13 protein-coding genes and 1 tRNA gene are annotated in these 19,721 nt (G+C 41.6%); 4 read left to right on the top strand and 10 right to left on the bottom strand.

Going from position 1 to position 19,721, the window contains the following annotated elements; all coding sequences use genetic code 11:
- Positions 1–7: 7 nt before the first annotated feature.
- Positions 8–472 carry a ribosome maturation factor RimP gene (locus CLV51_RS03605; protein ID WP_245898611.1) on the bottom strand — a complete coding sequence of 155 codons (465 nt, stop codon included), beginning with the start codon at positions 470–472 and terminating at the stop codon, positions 8–10.
- Between the two features lie 307 nt (positions 473–779).
- Here CLV51_RS03605 and CLV51_RS03610 point away from each other — a divergent pair, with 307 nt between their 5' ends.
- Positions 780–1,028, top strand: a complete 249-nt coding sequence (locus CLV51_RS03610; protein WP_106526632.1) for a hypothetical protein — start codon at positions 780–782, stop codon at positions 1,026–1,028.
- Between the two features lie 29 nt (positions 1,029–1,057).
- On the opposite strand, the gene CLV51_RS03615 is transcribed toward CLV51_RS03610, so the two are convergent.
- On the bottom strand, positions 1,058–1,687 hold the full coding sequence (locus tag CLV51_RS03615; RefSeq protein WP_106526633.1) for an HAD family hydrolase: 630 nt from the start codon (positions 1,685–1,687) through the stop codon (positions 1,058–1,060).
- Between the two features lie 426 nt (positions 1,688–2,113).
- Between CLV51_RS03615 and CLV51_RS03620 the strand changes: the two genes are divergently transcribed.
- The gene (locus CLV51_RS03620) at positions 2,114–3,331 is read left to right on the top strand and encodes an erythromycin esterase family protein (protein WP_106526634.1); all 1,218 of its coding nucleotides are present in this window, start codon (positions 2,114–2,116) and stop codon (positions 3,329–3,331) included.
- 163 nt (positions 3,332–3,494) lie between these two features.
- Here CLV51_RS03620 and CLV51_RS03625 read toward each other — a convergent pair.
- Positions 3,495–3,568 (bottom strand) — tRNA-Ile (locus CLV51_RS03625).
- Positions 3,569–3,770: 202 nt separating this feature from the next.
- Here CLV51_RS03625 and CLV51_RS03630 point away from each other — a divergent pair.
- Positions 3,771–4,493 carry a hypothetical protein gene (locus CLV51_RS03630; protein WP_106526635.1) on the top strand — a complete coding sequence of 241 codons (723 nt, stop codon included), beginning with the start codon at positions 3,771–3,773 and terminating at the stop codon, positions 4,491–4,493.
- 156 nt (positions 4,494–4,649) lie between these two features.
- Here CLV51_RS03630 and CLV51_RS03635 read toward each other — a convergent pair whose 3' ends face one another.
- The 4 genes from CLV51_RS03635 to CLV51_RS03650 form a co-directional block, all read right to left on the bottom strand.
- The gene (locus CLV51_RS03635) at positions 4,650–7,808 is read right to left on the bottom strand and encodes a lantibiotic dehydratase (protein ID WP_106526636.1); all 3,159 of its coding nucleotides are present in this window, start codon (positions 7,806–7,808) and stop codon (positions 4,650–4,652) included.
- A complete protein-coding gene (locus CLV51_RS03640; protein WP_106526637.1) occupies positions 7,808–8,173 on the bottom strand; it encodes a LytR/AlgR family response regulator transcription factor in 366 nt (121 codons plus the stop codon). Before CLV51_RS03640 ends, CLV51_RS03635 begins: the two co-directional genes overlap by 1 nt.
- A 427-nt stretch (positions 8,174–8,600) precedes the next feature.
- Positions 8,601–9,332: a LytR/AlgR family response regulator transcription factor gene (locus tag CLV51_RS03645; RefSeq protein ID WP_106526638.1), complete on the bottom strand. Its 732-nt coding sequence runs from the start codon at positions 9,330–9,332 to the stop codon at positions 8,601–8,603.
- Position 9,333: 1 nt separating this feature from the next.
- Positions 9,334–10,344, bottom strand: coding sequence for a sensor histidine kinase (locus CLV51_RS03650; protein ID WP_158266923.1), 1,011 nt, complete (start codon positions 10,342–10,344; stop codon positions 9,334–9,336).
- Positions 10,345–11,264: 920 nt separating this feature from the next.
- Here CLV51_RS03650 and CLV51_RS03655 point away from each other — a divergent pair.
- Positions 11,265–12,398 (top strand): hypothetical protein, encoded by a 1,134-nt coding sequence (locus CLV51_RS03655; protein ID WP_106526640.1) that lies wholly within the window; start codon positions 11,265–11,267, stop codon positions 12,396–12,398.
- Positions 12,399–12,526: 128 nt separating this feature from the next.
- Here the strand turns inward: CLV51_RS03655 and CLV51_RS03660 are convergent, their stop codons facing one another.
- The 3 genes from CLV51_RS03660 to CLV51_RS03670 all read right to left on the bottom strand — a co-directional run bounded on the left by CLV51_RS03660 (position 12,527) and on the right by CLV51_RS03670 (position 19,674).
- Complete coding sequence (locus CLV51_RS03660) at positions 12,527–14,986, bottom strand: glycoside hydrolase family 31 protein (protein WP_106526641.1); 2,460 nt, start codon at positions 14,984–14,986, stop codon at positions 12,527–12,529.
- Between the two features lie 146 nt (positions 14,987–15,132).
- Positions 15,133–16,692 carry a RagB/SusD family nutrient uptake outer membrane protein gene (locus CLV51_RS03665; protein ID WP_106526642.1) on the bottom strand — a complete coding sequence of 520 codons (1,560 nt, stop codon included), beginning with the start codon at positions 16,690–16,692 and terminating at the stop codon, positions 15,133–15,135.
- Between the two features lie 27 nt (positions 16,693–16,719).
- The gene (locus CLV51_RS03670; protein WP_106526643.1) at positions 16,720–19,674 is read right to left on the bottom strand and encodes a SusC/RagA family TonB-linked outer membrane protein; all 2,955 of its coding nucleotides are present in this window, start codon (positions 19,672–19,674) and stop codon (positions 16,720–16,722) included.
- Between the last annotated feature and the right edge of the window lie 47 nt (positions 19,675–19,721).

Consider the following 19,721-nt stretch of genomic DNA (forward strand, 5'->3'; position numbering starts at 1 on the left):
TTATATTTTAAAACACGATGCACACCTTCGTGTGCTTAATTTCATTTAGTTGTAAATCGGTTGATTTCTTTTCTTTCTTTTTGCCAATAACCTCTTCGATGTTAATCATCTCTTCGGTTACTGCCAACAATGTCCCTTCCTTTTTGGAGCCATCCAGCAGGGTTACTTCCACTTTGCGTCCAATATTTTTAAGGTATTGTCTGTGCAATATCAGCGGTTCATCCAGTCCGGGGGAGGAAACTTCCAGGGAGAAATCGTTGTCGGGGAACAGTTCAGCCGTTTCCAGCAAAGGATATAACTGACGGTTAAATGACACCAGTTTACCCACCGGCACACCTTTATCTCCGTCTAAAAAGAGCTTTATATTGTTTGTGGGCTTAATTCTGATGTCTACCAAAAAATTGTCGGGATCGTTAGCCAGCAGTCCTTCTGCCATTTCCCGGATAGCCTTTATCAAGTGTTCGTTTGCCATACAAAAAGCGCGAAGGGGACAATATCTCGTCCCCTTCGTTTGAATCATTTTTCCTCGTACAAAATTAGGATTTTATTTGGATTGAAAAACTATTTCTTTATTCTGTACATAAATATTTATCTCAGAAGCACTGCCATCTTTCATATATTGTTTTTAAATATCTAATGCGCCTGCCTTTATCTGTTGAAAATAAATCCGATGCTGATCGCATGACCAGCGCTTTTATCTTCCCGGAAAGTTAAAAAAACCTTAAAATGAAGCCATTATAAAGGTGCCGGAATAGATATTCCGCTAACTTCGCGCTATTATGTTGAAATTTTTGCTTTCTATATTCTTTGCATGGTTGCTTTACAAACTGGTATTTGATTTAATCATACCGGGCTATAAAGTGACGAAACAAGTGCGCAGACAGATGAGCGATATGCAACAGCATATGCGCCAACAATATGAAGAACAACAAGGGGGGCAGCCAGGGAATTCCCAGCAGCAGGCACCACCTGTTCAGCAGAAGCCTGCTGATAAAGGAGATTATATTGACTTTGAAGAAATAAAATAAAAAATGCCGGTTCAACACCGGCATTTTTATTATACCGCACTTTGCGGACGAAAAATATCCAGGATCGTTTTAGGTGATTGCAGATGAATAGTATGCAACCCTACTGCCTTAGCACCTTCTATATTAGGCAGGAGATCATCAACAAAGAGTGTTTCTGCGGCTATCAGGCCATTTTCATCCAATACCATCTGGTAAGATTCCTTATCCGGCTTGCGGTGTCCCATCAAATGAGAATAGTAAGCTTTGTCAAAGAATGTGGCCAGCGACGGTATTCCCCTACTCTGCTGCAGTATATTATTGAACGCATCCAGGTGGATAGCATTGGTATTACTGAGTAAATAAAGATTATAGTGTTGACGTAACTGCTGCAGTAATTGCAGTCGTTGTAGTGGAAAGTCCAGCAACATGGCATTCCAGGCAGCTGTTAACTGAGCGTCCGTTATGTTTTCGGGAGCATGTTTATGCATTTCAGCCAGAAAATCTGCTGCTGTGATATGCCCTGTTTCCAGGTCATTAAACAGATTGGAGGCATGGAACTGCGTATACAGCTCACTGAAATTTTTAACGCCCAGGTTTACGAATGCGTCGTTGGTGAGTTGGTAATTGATGTTGAGAATAACACCACCAAGATCGAATATGATATTTTTAATGCCTTGCATAAGAGATGTAAATTGAATACAAAGAAAAAGGCTTTTAGCGTTTTTACCGCTAAAAGCCTTTCTCGAATTTTCTGTGTCCCACCTGGGTATGATCCAGGTCCTCCTGATTAAGAGTTCCCCAAAGTGGTATTTCCAGTTATTTTCAGTTATTGCTAATTGCGTCTAAAACAGAGGCCCCTGCTAATTTTAACCAAATTCATACTTAAAATCGTATTTAGTCAACCCAGCTTGGTTTTCGAAAACATGTATCAAATATACATCCCGGATTATTATGAAACAAAACAGCGTAAATGTAAAAGGGATGCCTGAAATCATGGTATCAGTATGAAAAATAGTTGTTACGTTACTACTTTATCTTTGATGATCATCCTGAAGGCATAGGGATGATAAGGATGTTTTCTTATTTTTCATTATTGTAAATTCTCTATGAAGTATTCTAAAATTAACATCTCAGTACTAATTTTTTCAGTTTTCCTATTTCCATTAAACTTACTCGCTCAAGAAAGTATGGAACGGATTATATATAGTTTAAACAATATTATCAGGCCGATCGAAACGTTAAAGCCAGACAGCAACTTTGAAGACATAGACTTTTTGACTAAAACAATAGCAGACAAGGAAATTATATCTTTAGGCGAAGTCACTCACGGCACTAGTGAGGTTTTTGATTATAAAGACAGATTATTGCGCCTTCTAATAACAAATCTGGGCTATAAAGCAATAGGTTTGGAAAGTGATTTTATTGCAATTGAAAATATTGACGAGTATATAAATTCCAGGACTGATAGTCTGGTATTTTCACCTGGATCTCAAATAATAGCCACCAACCGTTCGATGATTGAGTGGCTCAGAAAATATAACAAAACAAGAATCAATCAGGATAAAGTTCATATTTATGGTTTAGAAGCCAGGGGTTTTGTTAACGTGATCAATAAAATTCTAAGTGTAATTCCAGCTATTGAGGAGGCTGATAAAAAGCTATTAGAAAAAGTTAAAACTGCAGAATATAGTAAAATACAAAAAACGGATATAAGTAACCTAAATGTAACAATAAGCAACCTGCAAAAAATTACAACCAATGATCTTCATAAGCATTACCTGGTTTTACTAAGTCAACTGGTAGATCACTATTATGAAACTAAGATAGGCTCAAGAGACGAACATATGGCTATAAATGCGATTTGGATCAAAGAAAGAGCTAAAAATAATAAATTAATTATCTGGGCGCATAATGGTCATGTTGCCAAAACCGAATTATATAAAAACCCTTCAATGGGAACCTACCTCAATAAACAATATGGTTCGAAATACTTCGTGATAGCTACAGATTTCAATGAAGGAAGTGTATACGTTAATGTATTTGTTGCAAAAAATAAACCGCTGTTGGGTTTTCAGCCTCATTATTACCCTGAGGTTAACTCAAATAAAGCCTATGAGTTTTATTTCAAACAATGCAAATTTAAAAATTTCATAATAGAAATTGATCCTTCTATGAAGGACCCTGTTTTAAGCAGATTTTTTAATCAATCGCTGGATATGAGAATGATTGGAGCATTAAGTATTCCAGCAAATAAAAATCTGTCCATTTCAAAAAATTTCGATTTGATTGTGTTCATTGATAAAACAAACAGCCAATTCAACTAGTTGTTAAATCAAAATGTTTTGGAAAAAACAGGTGAGTCTGTCTTTTTTTAGAGTCCATAAAAAGGGGAATGGGCTGAATGCTTTTGAAGCCTGTTGTATGCAAATTGTATGCAAACGAGAAAAGGCTTTCAGCGCCAAACCGCTGAAAGCCTTTTCTATTGCGTGGTCCCACCTGGGCATGATCCAGGGACCCCCTGATTATGAGTCAGGTGCTCTAACCAACTGAGCTATAGGACCTGTTCCGAAGAACTAATTCCCCTTTTCAAGGGAGGGCAAAAGTAATTATTTTCCTGAATTTTCCTAAATTTTTTTTATTTCTTTTGCATAGCTAACGGAAATGAACACACGGGAATGGGTCGGGAAAACGCATCACATGTATATTTATTATTATGTATTCATCTGCGAGAATTACCCTATACAGTTTTAAATGTCAATATAAATGAGCTTTAGTATCGTACTTCTCTTCTATTTCATTGTAAAGATTGTGATAGTACTTATCCGGCATTTCTTTCCCAAAAAAAAATCATTCCCGATATCAGATAAAACAAACTATCCGCTATTTTCGGAAAAGAATGTAGCGCAGAGAGCCTTGACCAATGAAGAAATGGATATCTTAATCCGGCGCATAAAGCAGGTGATTAAATGGACAGAAAAATTAGCAGCTGATTTTGATTATAACACAAATGATTATCGTAAAGTATTCAGGCAAACTAATCCCAAAGTGAATGGCCTTCCTGCATTTGATTTAAACTTTGAATATCCCAGCTGGAACATTGACGACAGGGATGCAGATAGTTACCGCACATTGTTTAAGCAGGCCATTGCTGAAAGAGATGAAGCTGATACGATAGATTTATCAGCTATTGATAATTTGGGAAGGATCCTTACGTTTCAAATAGGCTGTACTACCTGCGATGGTGCACCGGTAGCAGAGAGTAAAAACTATGTTGATATCGCTGATGTGCCTCCAATAGATACCTGGATTTGCCTGAGATCATGGTATTATCATGGCCATGAACATTGCGATGAGGTGCTCTTTTGTTGGGTGCCAAAAGCATTTGAGCCTGTTATGCAGGGGGCTATTGATGTGGAAATTCTGGATAGTTATCGCTGGCTGGATGAGAACGACACAGCGTTATACAATGCAATAAAGCAAGGATAATGAATAGGAGTGATCCTGCAGCTACAGTGTAATCGTTTGCAATAAAACAAGAATATTCGTTAATATTTTCAGATAATCAGTGAGGATGCTTAACTATATCCGGGTAAAATTACATCACAGCTACAGGCAAAAAATGTTGACAGGAATGTTTATTGACTATATGGTTGTATTCATTTTTTTCCTGGCAATGGCAGATGTATAATGTTTCATCAGATAGTGGTAAATGACCAGTTCATGCAGGCGGTTATTGGCAATAAACAACCTGTTCAGAAACAGGTGTATATAATCTGGTAATAATTGGTTGTAGATATTCTCATCTACCTCCCCTGCATTTACCAGGTGTATGATAGCACTATGTATTTTTTTAACAGCATCAGACCTGTTGTTAAAAATACGGATAGCTTCAGGAGGAAGCAGCAGTTCATCCGGTGCTGTTTGCAACACAGCGGTTATTAGCTTGCTGTTTTCGCGATATTTATTGTTTAGCTGAATATTCAGGGAGTTGTTGCCATTAAATTCCTGGAAAAACATTCCCTGCAACTGTGTAAGGAGCTGTAGTTTGGAGGAGGGGGTGAAGCCAAAATCATTCAGCAAATGATTTACACCGGCTATGGCAAACAGCCACCTGTAATAATCTTCATCTCCATTTCGTATTAAGGCCAGCAGCTGGACAACGGCGTTACTGTCGTGATAAAAAAATTCTTCGGTCAGGCCAATCAGTTGCTCTCCATATCTTTCTATTTCCCGGATATAGGTATCGTATTGTATCTTCTGTATAATATCATTTTCCAGGTGATACGCGAAGAGCTCATTTAGTTTGCGGGTAACTGTTTGGGTAAAATCCGGATCGCTGTTATTGTAAAAACGAATACGCAAATGATTTTCGGGGTCCTGGTAACGGATAAAAAACCATTGCCGGATAATATTATCCTGTTGCAAGGAAGTCACCAGGTTTAATAGTTCATTCTTCAGTAGTTTGTCGGCCCATTTTGTGCCTGTATAAATTTTAATGTACATCCATTCGCTACCGGGATAAAAAGACCGTTTTACTGCCTTCTCCGGCACACTGTTCCTGAGGGGCGTTGTTTTATCCTGAAAAGTAATGTTGCGATAAGGAATGATCACTTCGTTTACATAAATATCATTACCATTGGATATCAGTTTTGTACTATCATCAAACAGGTATTCGCACAGTATTACGTTGTCTTTCTTCAGCTTATCTGCAAGAATTTGCCGGGCAAATGTATTCGTAAGATCTATCAACAGTTCATTATCTCCTTCCACAAGAATAACTTTATCGGGCAGAGCACGATTTTTCTGTAATGTTTGCAGGCAGTCATCTGCTGTAGCAGATTCACATAGTGCTGCAAATGAGGTGGCAGTCAGATACCACCTGGCCCGCTGCAGTATTATTTGACCATAAGTGACTCTCGGCAGAAATGTTTGTTGTTCCAGTATGTCCCAATCCCAACGCATAGCAAAGGGATGATGTTGGTTTTGCAGATCACACAGGAATTTATACACAGGTAAGCCCTCGGTAAAATCATGGGCACTGGTTAGCCTGGGAATAATTTCTTTGTTAAGGCGTTTGGAACGTAATACAATAGCACCATTGCGTACAGAAACATACAAATCGCTCACAGGTATTCTGAAGGCTTCGGGAACACCTGCATTTCCTAAAAATGGTATTTCATAGCTATATGTTGCCGGTCTTAGTAACACATTACCGATGCGCCCTTCGGGCAGATGTACAATTTCTGCCAGTATTTTATCAGGCTGCCGGCTTTCTTCATAAATAGCGCAATCGGCCAGCTTTTCTGCCAATGCCGTGTTACTGGCAGCAAAGCGACCTAATAACTGCATGGCGCCGGGGCCCCTGAAGCTCTTTAGTATAAGTTGAAAGTTGCCGGCATCCATTTCTTTTGGAGAAGGCGCCACCATTGTACCCAGCAGGAATAATGTAGCAGGCAACGTAATATCCTGTTGGGCTGTTGTTAGCGAGTCCAGATCTTCGTCGGTGATGTTAATACTGTATGCGCCTGTTGCTTTTGTTGCAAGGAATTTTTCCAGCACCAGCTTTTTATACGGGCTCCATACTGTTTGCGGATATTTTGTTTTGCCGGGCAGCACCAGGTCGTCTATCAGTGGTGTAAAGCTGCTGCTTTCTCCGGAAATAATGCCGTAGCCTATACCGGTTTCACTATCAAGTGCTACCATTAATGGTATTTCCCTGCCTTCATACTTTTGGTTAAATCGCAGTTTGAATGATTGCAGGTCGTTTGTTGCTGGTGTATAATTCAGTGCCAGCAGGCGATGTAGCCGGTTGGTGATGATATCCAGTGTTTTTTTGTGCAGGGTATTTGCCTGCGGCCGCAAAAACTGATCTGCCTGTATCAGGTCTTTGCCCTTCAGTTGCGGAAAGTAGGCATTCATGATGTCTTTGATAGCTATATATCTTTCCACACCAACCGCTTGTTCGGCCAGCAGTTCCTGTATGCATTGAAGGGCCTGTGGGATATCGCCGGGGATACCTTTTTGCTGCAACTCGGTTATAATGAGCGAAAGGCTGTCTGCGCCGGTAATTACAGGGTGAAGAGTAGAAATGAGTACCTGGTTATGAATGAGGGTATCAATAAATCCGGCAGCTTCTTCTTCAGATATATCTTTTGTTGCCAGTATTTTTATCAGGTCATTTTTATATGCGCCTGCACGCGCTGCTTCTATTACCAGCTGCACATAAGTTGTTTGGGGGAAGGTGCTGAGGTAATAATGTCGCCTGTTATCTTTTAATTCGTATTCGAAGTACCGGTAAGTTTGTCCTATTGTATAAAGACTGTTATTGGTGAAGAACTTCATCTCAGAGCGGATCTCGTTCTCATTAATCAGTTCGCCGGACAGGGCAGCCAAATAGTTCATATCCAGCCGGGATACTTTTTCCCAGCAGGAGCCGGATGAAAATTCTATTTGTGTGGGGTTGTCTGTTATATCTCCTACTGCACAGCCGGCGAATAGTCCGTATGGTGTGCACCTGGTGCTCATCCGCAGCAGATACTTATAAAGGGAAACGGAGAGTTTCTGCTCTTTGAGGCTACCGTCGGGAATTTCGCCAGCCAGCCATTTCATCATTTCGGCATGTAGTTCCGGGCTGGCGAGATAAATAGCTTCCTGTAACAGGTTACTGTTAAAGATGAGTTTTATCTCGTTTATCATACACTTCATATCCTTGTTGCCGGTTGCATGAAGCTGCATAACCCTGCTGTAAGGCAGCAAAGGTATCCGGAGCAGATAAAAATCGAATGGCTGGAGCTGTTTCATTATTGGAATCTCACATTAAGCACCCGTTGAATTTCCCGGAGGAAGTCCTTAAAGCTGGCAGGCTTACTAAGATACCCATGAGCAGTTTTTAACTGGATATCCTCAATAAAAGACAACGGGTACGCGGTAACAATGATAAAATGACATTTTCTGTCAAGTAGCCGGTTAATACTTTTTCTTTGAGTACCTCTAATATTAATGTCCAGGAATACAACATCTACGTCGCCGGCTGCTACCAGATCTTCCACCCTTTGCAGACTGTCAGTTTTGGTAACCAGTTCCAGAAAATCTATCCTTTTGATATAACCTTCCAGGATTTCCTGTGCCAGCGGCTCATCATCTATTATGGTACATTTGTACTGCACTTGTTGCTCCTTAAATTTACATCATTACACTAGTGGTAGGAGAACTTATAGATGTAGGACCTGCTGTTCTGGTGGAGGAATCGCGGTTTGGGCTTACATTCCCAATAGTCCGGGAATCAGCTTTAGATACAATTTCTTTGTTAAGAGAAAGCTTTTTGATTGCACTGTGTTGAACATCTGTCTTTTTCATGAGTACTAATTTGATTGAGAGAATATGATTTTTACGATGTAAAAATGCGCTTTGAAATCCTCATTTCATTTTGTTTTAGACCAAAGCGCATGTTTTTACGACAAAAAAATACCTTTTTGTGTGATTGGAGTCCGTCAAAAAAATGAATGGAGGTATAGGAGATAGGTATTCAGGTATCTTTATCAATACCGGAGAACGAAATGGGTACCATAAAAGGGTGGACGAAGCAATAAATGTTTATTTACTCTCGTCACCCGCACCGGCGATACCCAGTATTTTATTTAGTTGTTGTTTGTATTGTTTGGCAATAATAATAGATTCATTGTTTACCAGCTCTGCCGAATTGCCCATAATAGCCTTGATAGCGTTGGCCTGTACGATATAAGACTTATGAATACGGATGAATCTGTCTGAAGGAAGAATAGCTTCCAGGTTCTTCATCCGCATATAGGTAACAATGTTTTTTTGTTTTGTTACCAGCTTTACATAATCTTTCATGCCTTCTACATAATAGATATCATCAAATAATACTTTGGTGAGTTTGAAATTATCTTTTACAAATAAGTGTGCGGCTGCTTGCTGCTTGGCGGATTCCTCTTTTTTTTGATGCAGGATATTTTTGGCTTTGGTTACTGCTTTCAGGAAACGATCAAATGGAAATGGTTTCACAAGATAGTCTACCACATCCAGCTCAAATCCTTCTATGGCATATTCCGGAAAAGCGGTGGCAAATACAACTAACGGCGGATTGGGTAAGGATCTGATCATTTCCACCCCATTTATCCTGGGCATTTGTATATCGGAAAATAACAGGTCAACGGTATGCTGTTGCAAAATATCAGTTGCATCAAAGGCATTTTCACAAAAAGCAACCAGCTCCAGATACGGGAGTCTGGCAATGTAAGTCTCCATTATTTCCCGGGCAAATGGTTCGTCATCCACTACCAGGCACTTGATCCGCTGTTCCATATCAGTTAAGTATTAAGCACATTTCAATTTTGTAATAGTCGTGTTTGTCCTCGATTTTCAGGTGATGTTTTTCAGGATATAGTATCGCCAATCGTCTGCGCGAATTTTCTATACCGATGCCACCAATTTCTTTTTTGTTGTAATACCCTGGCTCCTTGCTGTTTACAGACGCAAATAACAAACGATTATCCTCCAGTTTAAGAGATATATTAATCCAGCAGTTTTTTATTGTTGCACTCTGACAATGCTTAAAAGCATTTTCTATGAACGGAAACATCAGCAGTGGCGCCACGCGTTGATCGGTGATCTTTTCATCATCACACTCAAATGTGATAGTGGCATTTTTACCGTAGCGGATACTTTCCAGTGTAACATAATTCTTCAGAAAATTTACCTCTTTGGATAAGAATACTTTTTCAATATTGGATTCATACAGGGTATAGCGCATCATGTTGGAAAGATTCAGGATGAAATCTGCCGCCAGACTGTCATTTTTTATAGAAAGGGCATAGATATTATTAAGTGTATTAAAAAGAAAATGCGGATTTAGCTGTGATTTCAGAAAATCAATTTCCAGCCTGAGATTATCACGTTCCAGTCTCAACGTTCGCGTATAGGCCCGGAAGGTATTCAACAGTAATTTTACTGACATACTTGGTGCGATTACCATCAGCGTACCAGGAGACAGCTGTAGTGCCCGGCGAATGGATAATGCGTCCATGAGGTTCCCCTGCATCAGCCGGTGCACCGGCAGTAGTATTTCCTGGTTATGAATCGCAAAATTCCGGGCAATAAAACTGCAAATCCCATAATTAATAAAATTCCACACAATAAATGGAAGCAGCAAACCCAGCATGCCTGCTATTATTCGCCCTTTCATGAATAAATGCGGCATTACAAAATAGAAAATAAAATAAAGAAAGAATATGGCGCCCAACGTATTTCTTAATGCCAGAAAGAATTCGATGGAATGCGAATCCGGGTACATGACACTATACATCCACGTGTACATGAATGTATGTAGTGTCCAAAGAAGAATATGTGCAAATATGCGAACCTTATGCGTATAGAATTTGTTGGACTCTAATGTTGAAAGCCACCCTTCAACTTTTATACTGGCAAAGGACCTCACCTCTCCGGATTTTGGTCGAAAAAAAGTTAGCATTTGTCGAACTTAGTTGCTGCCACAGATATTTACCTCTTGCTTTAAGCTAAAATATAATAATATTTTGGTTTTCATGAAATTATTTATCTAGTTATTTCCATGGTGAAACATGTATAAATACGGCCTTATACTAATGAACGTTCCGCATTTTAGCCAATATGATACGATAGTATGCGAGCCTGTCAGCCTGTTAGTTGCCGGTAAATATTGCAAAAAACCACTAAGTATGGCGGAGATCGGCCTATTTGTATAAACAAAAGTTATCATGTATGATCTTTGGTCGTGAATCCAATTCGTTTGATCTAATAAGTTTTAATCCTTCCATTATAATTAAGAATTTAGCAATTGTAGTTATAGTTCATCATTACACCAATTCATAAAAGAAACTGATATCCTATAGAAAAACCCAATTTGAAAATTGTAATTGCCTGCCTAATCAGGTAGTGCCGCCGGCTTTTCAACGTTGTTTTGTTTTCCCTGGAAAATGAAGTTACTCCTATGGCCCCGGCGATTGATGCAGAAAACGGAATGTTTAACATTAACGCCCAAAACGCAGGACAATTTGCAGGGAAGTATTTCAGGCAGATTATGAAGTGTACAGTCAGATAGTAAATATTACCGGAAAACAGCACTGGGAAATATTTTACTAAAAAAGAAGTTAGATAAACGGAAAGAGGAAAGTGGTGGCAGGGATGCCACCACTTATTAGTGCTTAATAAATCCCTGAAATACATGTATGCCGCCTCGTAATCGCATAATGTTATCTTATGAAGTTGAAGCTTTCAAGGTATGTTGAAGTAATACCTATCCCGGCCTATAAAGATATTCCAGGCTCAGATGTACTGCTTTTTTCCACCCGTAGCGGGCAAACGTTGCGCTTATCCGGTGATTACCTGTCTGTGCTCCAACGTGGTGAATATGCGCTGTTACCGGATATGTTGCTAAGATCATTGCTGATGCAGGAAGTACTGGTACCGGAGGAGGAAGCGGAAACAGCATTTGTAATTACACGCAGCCAGTTACATAAACTGGAGGAAAGCACACAATCAGCTTCTTTGGTAGTACCAGTTACCATTACGCCCGATAGTTACCTGCTAAACAGATTGGTACAGGAAATACAATATGTTTTAACAACTGTTTCCTTTACGAATATACAGTCCTTCAAATTTACCATCAGGTTACTGATTGTGATGCACAGGTCAGAAGCCGGACTGCATTGGCTTTCAGAATTAGATGATCTCCTGACATTAATTAAGATGCCTTTCCGGGTACAGTTCACAGCAAATATTTTGTTTGAAGACGGAGGCGGGCATGTGCAGCTTCCTGTCCTGCAAAAACTGGCTCTGGCCAAACTGTATTTTACCTTCAGCAAACTACACCTGGCCAATGTGGTAGGCAATACCATTACTACGCTTCACGCTATAGCCGCGCTTTTGCAGCATGCTGCGCTGAAAGGGGCGCTGAAAATTCATTGTAACTTTTTTGTTACCGGTACCTGCTGGCAAAACTGGCCACCGGCTTTTACAGCATCCCTGTTGGCATTGGGAAGAAGCCGGCAGGTAATCCTGGAGTTTAACCAGGAGTCGTCCGGAACCATGCAGCAGCTAAAGGCAGCAGAAATTGCTTTGTTTAGTTTTATTGTAGAGAAAGGAATCAGCTGTCATTGGCTACCGCAACTGCCGTATTATGTTCACCAGGAAATGAGGCAACATGCGGGAGGGGGCATTTATCACCGGCCACCGGCAAGCATGATTAAGGATCATTTACCATGTGTACAGTGTGTTTATCTCCCTGTTTGCGGCGGTAAAGAAAGCAAGAAGCTCTTGGGGAATGAAGACTGCCCCGACTTCATCAGGAACATCTCTTCCAGGGTGCTCCTGTCTGCCGGCTTTGCCCTGTAATAAATAGCCATTTCCGCTATCAGCGAAGTACTGTCTGTATGTGCTTATAGTATTATTCCACCTGAAATAACAATCGCTGCATGTGGTGAAAAAAAGACCCCCCGGATAAACCAAGGGGGCCGTTCTTTTTATAAACCCACGTTAATAAGCTGGTTACCATTCGCAAAGGTTGCCTGTTGCACCATGCAACGCGCTGCCGGAATAGAAGACCCTTGCGGATCAAAGCGTGATATAGGTGACAGGAAGGAATACCCGTTTGTTTGTAATGATAGCGGACTACCGTTAACGGTTATACTTTTTTGCTCACCAAATCCGTGGAGTAATAATTTTATGTAGTGAAATTTAGAAGCATAACTGCCGGTTGTTTCCTCCAGGATAATTTTTTTATCAGCCGGATTGTAAGTAATGACGCGTTGATAGAAGCTTCCTTTTTCATTGTCAAAACTTTCACCATCATCTTCATAATAAACAAATGTATTTTGTTTATCTCCATGGTAAATGTGCAGGAAAAGCGTATCTACCGGCTTTTCCGAAGTATTTTGAATTAATGACTGCATAGGAATAATGCTGCTTTCTTTTACAAATACCGGCAACGTTTTCATATTCAGCGGTGTGATCACGTCCTGTTTGCCGGCAGTGATGGTATCAGTATAAAGGTTGTACCATTTTCCTTCAGGGAAGTAGATCTGTCCAAATTCTTTTGTACTCTCAAAAGGCGCTACCATAAAGGCGTTGCCGTAGCCGTATTGATTTTGATAACGGGTATCATAAACGTTTGGATCAAAGGTGTTGTTGAGTGCCAGTGTACGCATAACGGGAACGCCTGTACGTGTTGCTTCATACATTGTGCTATAGAGATATGGCAGCAGGTGATAGCGGAGATTGATATAATTACGGGAGATCTCCAGTACCTCTTCTCCGTAAGCCCATGGCTCAGATGATTTGGTATTTACACCGGTATGATTACGGAAGTAAGGAATAAATGCACCTATTTGCATCCAGCGGGCATATAAACTAACGGTTGGATTGCCGGTGAAGCCGCCTATATCCATGCCGGTGAAAGCCATGCCACTTATGCCCAGACTATTCATTAATCGTACACCCAGGAGCATATGATCTTCTTCAGCGCGGTTATCACCTGTCCATATGGCACTATAACGTTGTGAGCCGGCATAGGCTGCACGGGTTAAGAGGAAAGGGCGTTTCTTTAACTCTTCACGGGCGCCTTCATAGCTGGCGCGCACCATTTCCAGCCCGTAAATATTGTGTGCCTGTTGATGAGTAACCGGATGTCCTTCATAATCAAAGATGACGTTATCAGGCATTTTCTGTCCCCAGGTGGCTATTTCATTCATGTCGTTCCATATGCCGCGCACACCGTCACGCATATACGATTTTATCTGTCCTTTCCACCAATCACGACCTTTCACGCTGGTGAAGTCCGGAAAGTGGCACCAGCCGGGCCATACCTGGCCGGTATAGTTTTGACCGTCGTTATATTTAATAAAGATATTTTCGTTTTTACCGCTTTCATATGCCGCGTATCCTTCTTCTACCTTAATACCCGGATCTACAATTACAGTTAGTTTAAAGCCCATATCCGCGAGCTGGTTGCTGAGTTGTTTGGGATTGGGAAAACGATCTTTATTCCAGGTAAACAGTTTATAGGCATCCATGTAGTGAATATCCAATGTGATGCCATCGGCAGGGATTTTCTTTTCACGCAATGTTTGCGCAATGCGCATCACTTCGGTGTCCGGGTAGTAGCTGTAGCGGTTTTGCTGATATCCCAGGCTCCACATTGGGGGCATAGGCATACGCCCGGTGAGATTAGTATATGCTGTGATGATATCTGTCATTTGTGGGTGATAGATGAAATAGTAATTCATCTCTCCTCCCCTGGCGCCAAAGGAAGAAAAGCGATTGTTGCTGGCGCCGAAGTTGAAGTCGCTTTGAAAAGTATTGTCGAAGAATATGCCGTAGTTAATATGATGGTGTATGCCCACATAAAAAGGGATGGTGGCATAGATAGGGTCTGTGTTGGTGGCGTATCCAAATTTATCGGAGTTCCAGTTCGTATAGGCTTCACCTTTACGATCCAGGTTGCCGGTTTTTTCTCCAAGGCCAATGAATCTTTCGCCATCCTGCATCTTTTTGTAGGTAGTTACTTCATCACCTATCCAGGAGGTTGTTAATCCGGCTTCATCCTCGTTGATCACTTCTCCCGAAGGGGTGAGAAAATGGATGGAAAACGGATCTTTAGTAATACGCAGGTGCAGGGAATCTGTTGTTACATTGATCTCACTGTTGTTTTGCGTTGTTTGTAATTTGGTAGTTATTGGTTTTGCAATAACAGCATAAGAGAAATCTGCTGCCAATGGTTGTTTATCCATTCGCACGCGGATAACGGACGGACTATATACCGTTATTTCTGCAAAAGCATTTTCCGCGCTGATTTTAATTTGTTGTCCTGAAATGTTGACCGTGTTTATTTTGCCGATCTTTTTTACCTGATTTTGAGCCTGGGCATACAGGGAGGAGAGCAGTAGTAGCCATCCTGAGAGCCTTAGCAATGCTTTTGTATACATATGAACGATTGATTTTCGACGCAAAAAGATCTCCCTGCAGCATTATCTGCATAATGCGTGATACTTATAAAACATAATGTGGTGGAGGCTTTTGCCGGGAGCAGGATCACTCTTTCATGATCCTGCTCTCAACAAAAAAGATATTATTAGTAACCTGGGTTCTGTTTCAGGTTTGGATTTACAGCCAGATCGCTGGTTGGAATCGGGAATAACAGGTACTTTGGATCATCTGTTGGTTTCAGCTGCCATGGCTGCAGGAACTTACCGAAGCGGATCAGATCCTGTCTTCTCCAGCCTTCCCAGAATAATTCACGGCCTCTTTCATCGAGGAGGTTGTTCACATCGAGTGCTCCAAAAGCAGATGCGCCACGTTTGGTGCGGAGTTGATTTACGATGGTTAACCCGTCACCAGCTTTGCCGGTTCTTACCAATGCTTCTGCTTTCATGAGCAGAACGTCTGCGTAGCGGAAGAAAACAAAGTCGTTACTGGCTTCATTACCATCTCTTGAATTCTTGGAAGTAGAAAGATCCGGTGGATATTTAACTACCCTGATACCTGTTATTTCCAGGGTATTGCCGGTTTCTTTTAACTGCACATCTCTTGTAAAAGCAAGCATATTACCTTTTCTGTCTTTTAAGGCAACGCCATTTACATTATACTGTTGTCCTACCAGGAATCCTACCCTTAGGCCGGTTGAATCTGTAACACCGGAATAGCTGCCACCTCTTCTGGTATCTGTGGCTTCATACTTATCATAAAAATCAGATAAGGTAGTAAAGCCGTTCCAGCCACTTGGTATCATATTATAATGCAGGGTGGATTTCCAGCGGGCAAATACGTTGTTACCGTTATCACCGCGGGCAGTACTGATGCCTGGTCCGTTTTGCTGTGTAAAGATGTTTTCGGTAGACTTCACATCATTATCACGGGCAAAGTTATCATAGTAGTTATTAGCAAGACTGTAACTACCGGTGCCATTGGTGATCTGATCTGCCAGTTTAATTACCTGTGCCATATCTCCGGCGTCAAATGTGGGACTTTGTCTGTTTAGAAATGCGCCTTTATTGAGGTAACATTTCATCAGCAGAAAACGTGCTGCATCTTTATTTGCAACGTAGGCCGGTGTAGAAGGTCTGTCGCCAAGATCATTTGTGATGGCCGTCAGTTCCGCTATAATGTAATCCAATGCTTCCTGCGCTTTTAATACTTTAGGAGCATTCAGGAGGGTATCAGTTGGGTTTCTGAAAGGCACCTGACCCCAGAGATCCAATACAGAAAACATAGAGAATGCACGGAGGAAGCGGGCTTCGGCAGCCTGCCCTGCGGTAGGTTTGAAGTTTAATACATTGGTGGCGCTGAATTGTTCCAGCAATAGTCTGCTGAATGCATTCTGGATATGCGCGTGATCTGATGTCCAGATATGCTGGTGTAATGCGCGCCATACACCATTATCATCCCAGTCACCTGCGCGGGTAGGCCCTACTGCTTCATCTGTAGACATTTCAGACAAGCCCCATGTATTGGAAAAGTCCTGGTAGGGCATTTGTAAATTATCATAGGCTGTTTTCAGCAAAGCAGGTGCTTTTATAACGGAATCCGCATCAGATTTGGTAAGTGTGGACCCCAGTTTTTCATTGAGATTACAGGCTGCAAATCCTATACTGCAACCAATTATTAGAATAGATCGGATTTTATTATAAGTCATGATAGTAGTTTTTTGGTGAATGGTAGATTATAACGAGAAGAGTAAGCCAAACATTACACTTCTTGCAGTGGGATAAGGCGTGTACTCTATACCAAAGGAAGTAACACCATTCACGCTTTTATCAGTATTAACTTCCGGATCAAAACCGCTGTACCTGGTGATTACAAAGAGATTTTGGCCGGTTACATATACCGCTGCATTTTTCAGCACCTTACCTACATTACCAATATTATAAGTGAGTGTCAGATTATCCAGCTTCATGAAATTGCCATTTTCCAGGTACCTGGAAGAAACGGTAATTGGGTTAGAAAGGTCTTCTTTACTACCCAGTAAAGCTTTTGCAATATTCCGGGAACCGAGGTTACCTATTGGCAATATGGTGTTTGCGGTATTGTTGTATACCTGGAAACCAAACGCACCGTGAGCGCTCGCACCTAATACCCATTTCTTATAAGCCACTTCCGTATTTATACCGAATAATGTTTTAGGATTTGGGTTGGTAAGGTAGTACAGGGTATTACCATTATCTGCATATATGCCCTGACCTTTATCATCAAAGCCTTCAAATTTGCGTACATAGAACGTGTTCAAAGGATATCCGTTCGCCAGTCTTTGTGCAGTAGCACCGGAAACACCCTGACCACTGATAGATCCTGTAAGCACCGGAGGACCTGAATAGTCTTTCAGTTTATTGTGCAGGAAGGTAGCATTTGCACCAACACTCCAGGAGAAGTCCCTGTTCTTAATGATCTCCCCTTTCAATTGCAGTTCCACACCGTTATTGATTACGTTACCAGGAAGATTTATCCAGTAAGAGGATGCCGGTGCTGGTTGAATAGCAGGGAAACTGAACAGCAGATTAGAAGTATTTTTAACGAAGTAATCAACACTACCATAAATCCTGTTCTTCACAATGGAGAAGTCTATACCAGCATTAAACTGTTTGGATGTTTCCCATTTCAGATTAGGATTGGCTACATTGGTCAAACCTGCACCACCAGAGGGCCCCAGTCCATACTGTTCCTGTGCCGCACCAGCAGGGAATTCCTGGTTACCAGTAACACCGTAGCCTACTCTCACTGCCAGATTATTAAAAACGGAGCTTTGTTTCAGGAACTCTTCGTTGCTGATATTCCATTTACCGGCAAAAGATGGGAAATAACCATACTTGTTATTTGAACCAAATTTGCTGGAACCATCTGCCCTCAAAGTGCCGGTAAGCAGGTATTTGTCTTTGAAGTTGAGGGAAACCCTGCCAAAATAAGATTGTAATTCTGAACTAGGATTACGGAAAGAGCTGATGGTGGTATTTGCCTGGGTAGGAGATTGTAAAATATCTGTATAACTCAAAGCATAGGTTGGAAATCCCTTTGCACCGATGCTTACACCAGCGTAATCAAATTTCTGATACTCGTATCCCACTACCGCATTCAGGTTAAAGGAAGAAGTAATCTGTTTATTGAAACTCAGTGTATTGTTGAACAACTGTGTGAGTAATTCAGAGGTGCCGTAATATGCCTGCCCCAGATTTGAAACGCCTGCAAGATTAATGAAGGAAGCAACCTGTGATCTGCGCGCTCCGTTCTGGTGGTTTACGCTGTACAACATTCTGTACTCCCAGTTATCATTGAATTTATAATATGGAGAGATACTGGCCAGGATGTAGCTGATATTGGCTTTATCATCGTAAGCATTAGACATGCCCAACGGATTAACGGGCTGACCTTCGGCCAGTATATTTACCGTACCATCAGCATTTTTAATTGGCTGCGTTGGATTCCACTGCAAAGCCTGGCCTATCAGGTTTCCTTCAAAGCCAGCATTGTTGGTAATTGGTGCCAGTTGCTCAGTAGTTTGCGCTGCCATGATATTATAGTCTATCCCCAGTTGTTTGCTGTCCAGGAATTTATTCTGGCCACTCAGGGTAGCGGTATATTTTTTCAGGCCGGATTTTTTAACGATACCCTGCTGGTCCATCATGCCGAAAGATGCTCTGTAGCGGCCGGTTTCAGTACCACCACTCATAGCCAGTCCAATGTTTTGCGTGATACCGGTTCTTAAAATAGCACCCATTGCATCTGAACTTGAGCCAAAGTCGCCGGCAGGCAGATTATATTGTTTAAGCGCTGAGCGGTATTCATCACCATTCAGGACCTTCAATTTTTTCATGATATTGCTGGCACCTGCAGAATAACTTACATCCAGCCTGGTAGGGCCTGGCGTGCCTTTTTTAGTAGTGATGATGATAACGCCATTTGCACCGCGGGAACCATAAATGGCGGTAGCAGAGGCATCTTTCAATACATCCATTGTAGCGATGTCGCTGGAATTGATAAAGTTGAGTGGGTTGGCATCCGGTGTCTGACCAATGGTGGTTACATTAACATCCGGGCGGGCTACTCTTCCATCTAACGGTACACCGTCGATCACATACAAGGGCTGGTTACCGGAACGAACGGAAGATGCACCCCTGATTCGTACGGTAGCAGCAGCTCCCGGAGCACCGCTATTATTGAGGATCATAAGGCCGGATACTTTACCCTGGATCAGCTGATCAGGTGCAGTGGTGATACCTCTGTTAAATTCGGCCGCTTTTACAGAAGCTACCGCGCCGGTAAGGTCTTTTTTGCGAGAGGTACCATAACCTACTACCACAACATCAGTGAGGGTGGTGTTTTCCTGTACCAGTTTTACGTTGACAGTCGTTTTGTTTGCAATATTTACTTCCTGAGGGGTATACCCTATAAAGGTCACTAGCAGGGCAGTAGCTCCCGGTGCTACGGATACTTTAAAGGTGCCATCAGCATCTGCGGTAGTGCCGCTTTTGGTGCCTTTGACCTGTACGGAGGCGCCTGGGATAGCAACGCCGCTGTTGTCCGTGATCTTACCTGTAATGGTCTTGTTCTGGGCGTTGACGATGCCCTGTACCATAAACAGCAGCATGCACAGAAAAAGATTTTTGATGAGTCTTGATTTGGTCATAAAGTGGATTTTTTGAGCAGTTAAGGCCTGTTCTGTTACCGTGGATT

It is taken from the genome of Chitinophaga niastensis (genome assembly GCF_003014755.1).
Classification (GTDB): Bacteria; Bacteroidota; Bacteroidia; order Chitinophagales; family Chitinophagaceae; genus Chitinophaga; species Chitinophaga niastensis.

What these genes read in the sequence shown, in the direction of transcription:
- CLV51_RS03605 (WP_245898611.1), bottom strand. Translation starts at nt 472, where the DNA reads ATGGCAAACGAACACTTGATAAAGGCTATCCGGGAAATGGCAGAAGGA.
- CLV51_RS03610 (WP_106526632.1), top strand. Translation starts at nt 780, where the DNA reads ATGTTGAAATTTTTGCTTTCTATATTCTTTGCATGGTTGCTTTACAAA.
- CLV51_RS03615 (WP_106526633.1), bottom strand. Translation starts at nt 1,687, where the DNA reads ATGCAAGGCATTAAAAATATCATATTCGATCTTGGTGGTGTTATTCTC.
- CLV51_RS03620 (WP_106526634.1), top strand. Translation starts at nt 2,114, where the DNA reads ATGAAGTATTCTAAAATTAACATCTCAGTACTAATTTTTTCAGTTTTC.
- CLV51_RS03630 (WP_106526635.1), top strand. Translation starts at nt 3,771, where the DNA reads ATGAGCTTTAGTATCGTACTTCTCTTCTATTTCATTGTAAAGATTGTG.
- CLV51_RS03635 (WP_106526636.1), bottom strand. Translation starts at nt 7,808, where the DNA reads ATGAAACAGCTCCAGCCATTCGATTTTTATCTGCTCCGGATACCTTTG.
- CLV51_RS03645 (WP_106526638.1), bottom strand. Translation starts at nt 9,332, where the DNA reads ATGGAACAGCGGATCAAGTGCCTGGTAGTGGATGACGAACCATTTGCC.
- CLV51_RS03650 (WP_158266923.1), bottom strand. Translation starts at nt 10,344, where the DNA reads ATGTACACGTGGATGTATAGTGTCATGTACCCGGATTCGCATTCCATC.
- CLV51_RS03655 (WP_106526640.1), top strand. Translation starts at nt 11,265, where the DNA reads ATGAAGTTGAAGCTTTCAAGGTATGTTGAAGTAATACCTATCCCGGCC.
- CLV51_RS03660 (WP_106526641.1), bottom strand. Translation starts at nt 14,986, where the DNA reads ATGTATACAAAAGCATTGCTAAGGCTCTCAGGATGGCTACTACTGCTC.
- CLV51_RS03665 (WP_106526642.1), bottom strand. Translation starts at nt 16,692, where the DNA reads ATGACTTATAATAAAATCCGATCTATTCTAATAATTGGTTGCAGTATA.
- CLV51_RS03670 (WP_106526643.1), bottom strand. Translation starts at nt 19,674, where the DNA reads ATGACCAAATCAAGACTCATCAAAAATCTTTTTCTGTGCATGCTGCTG.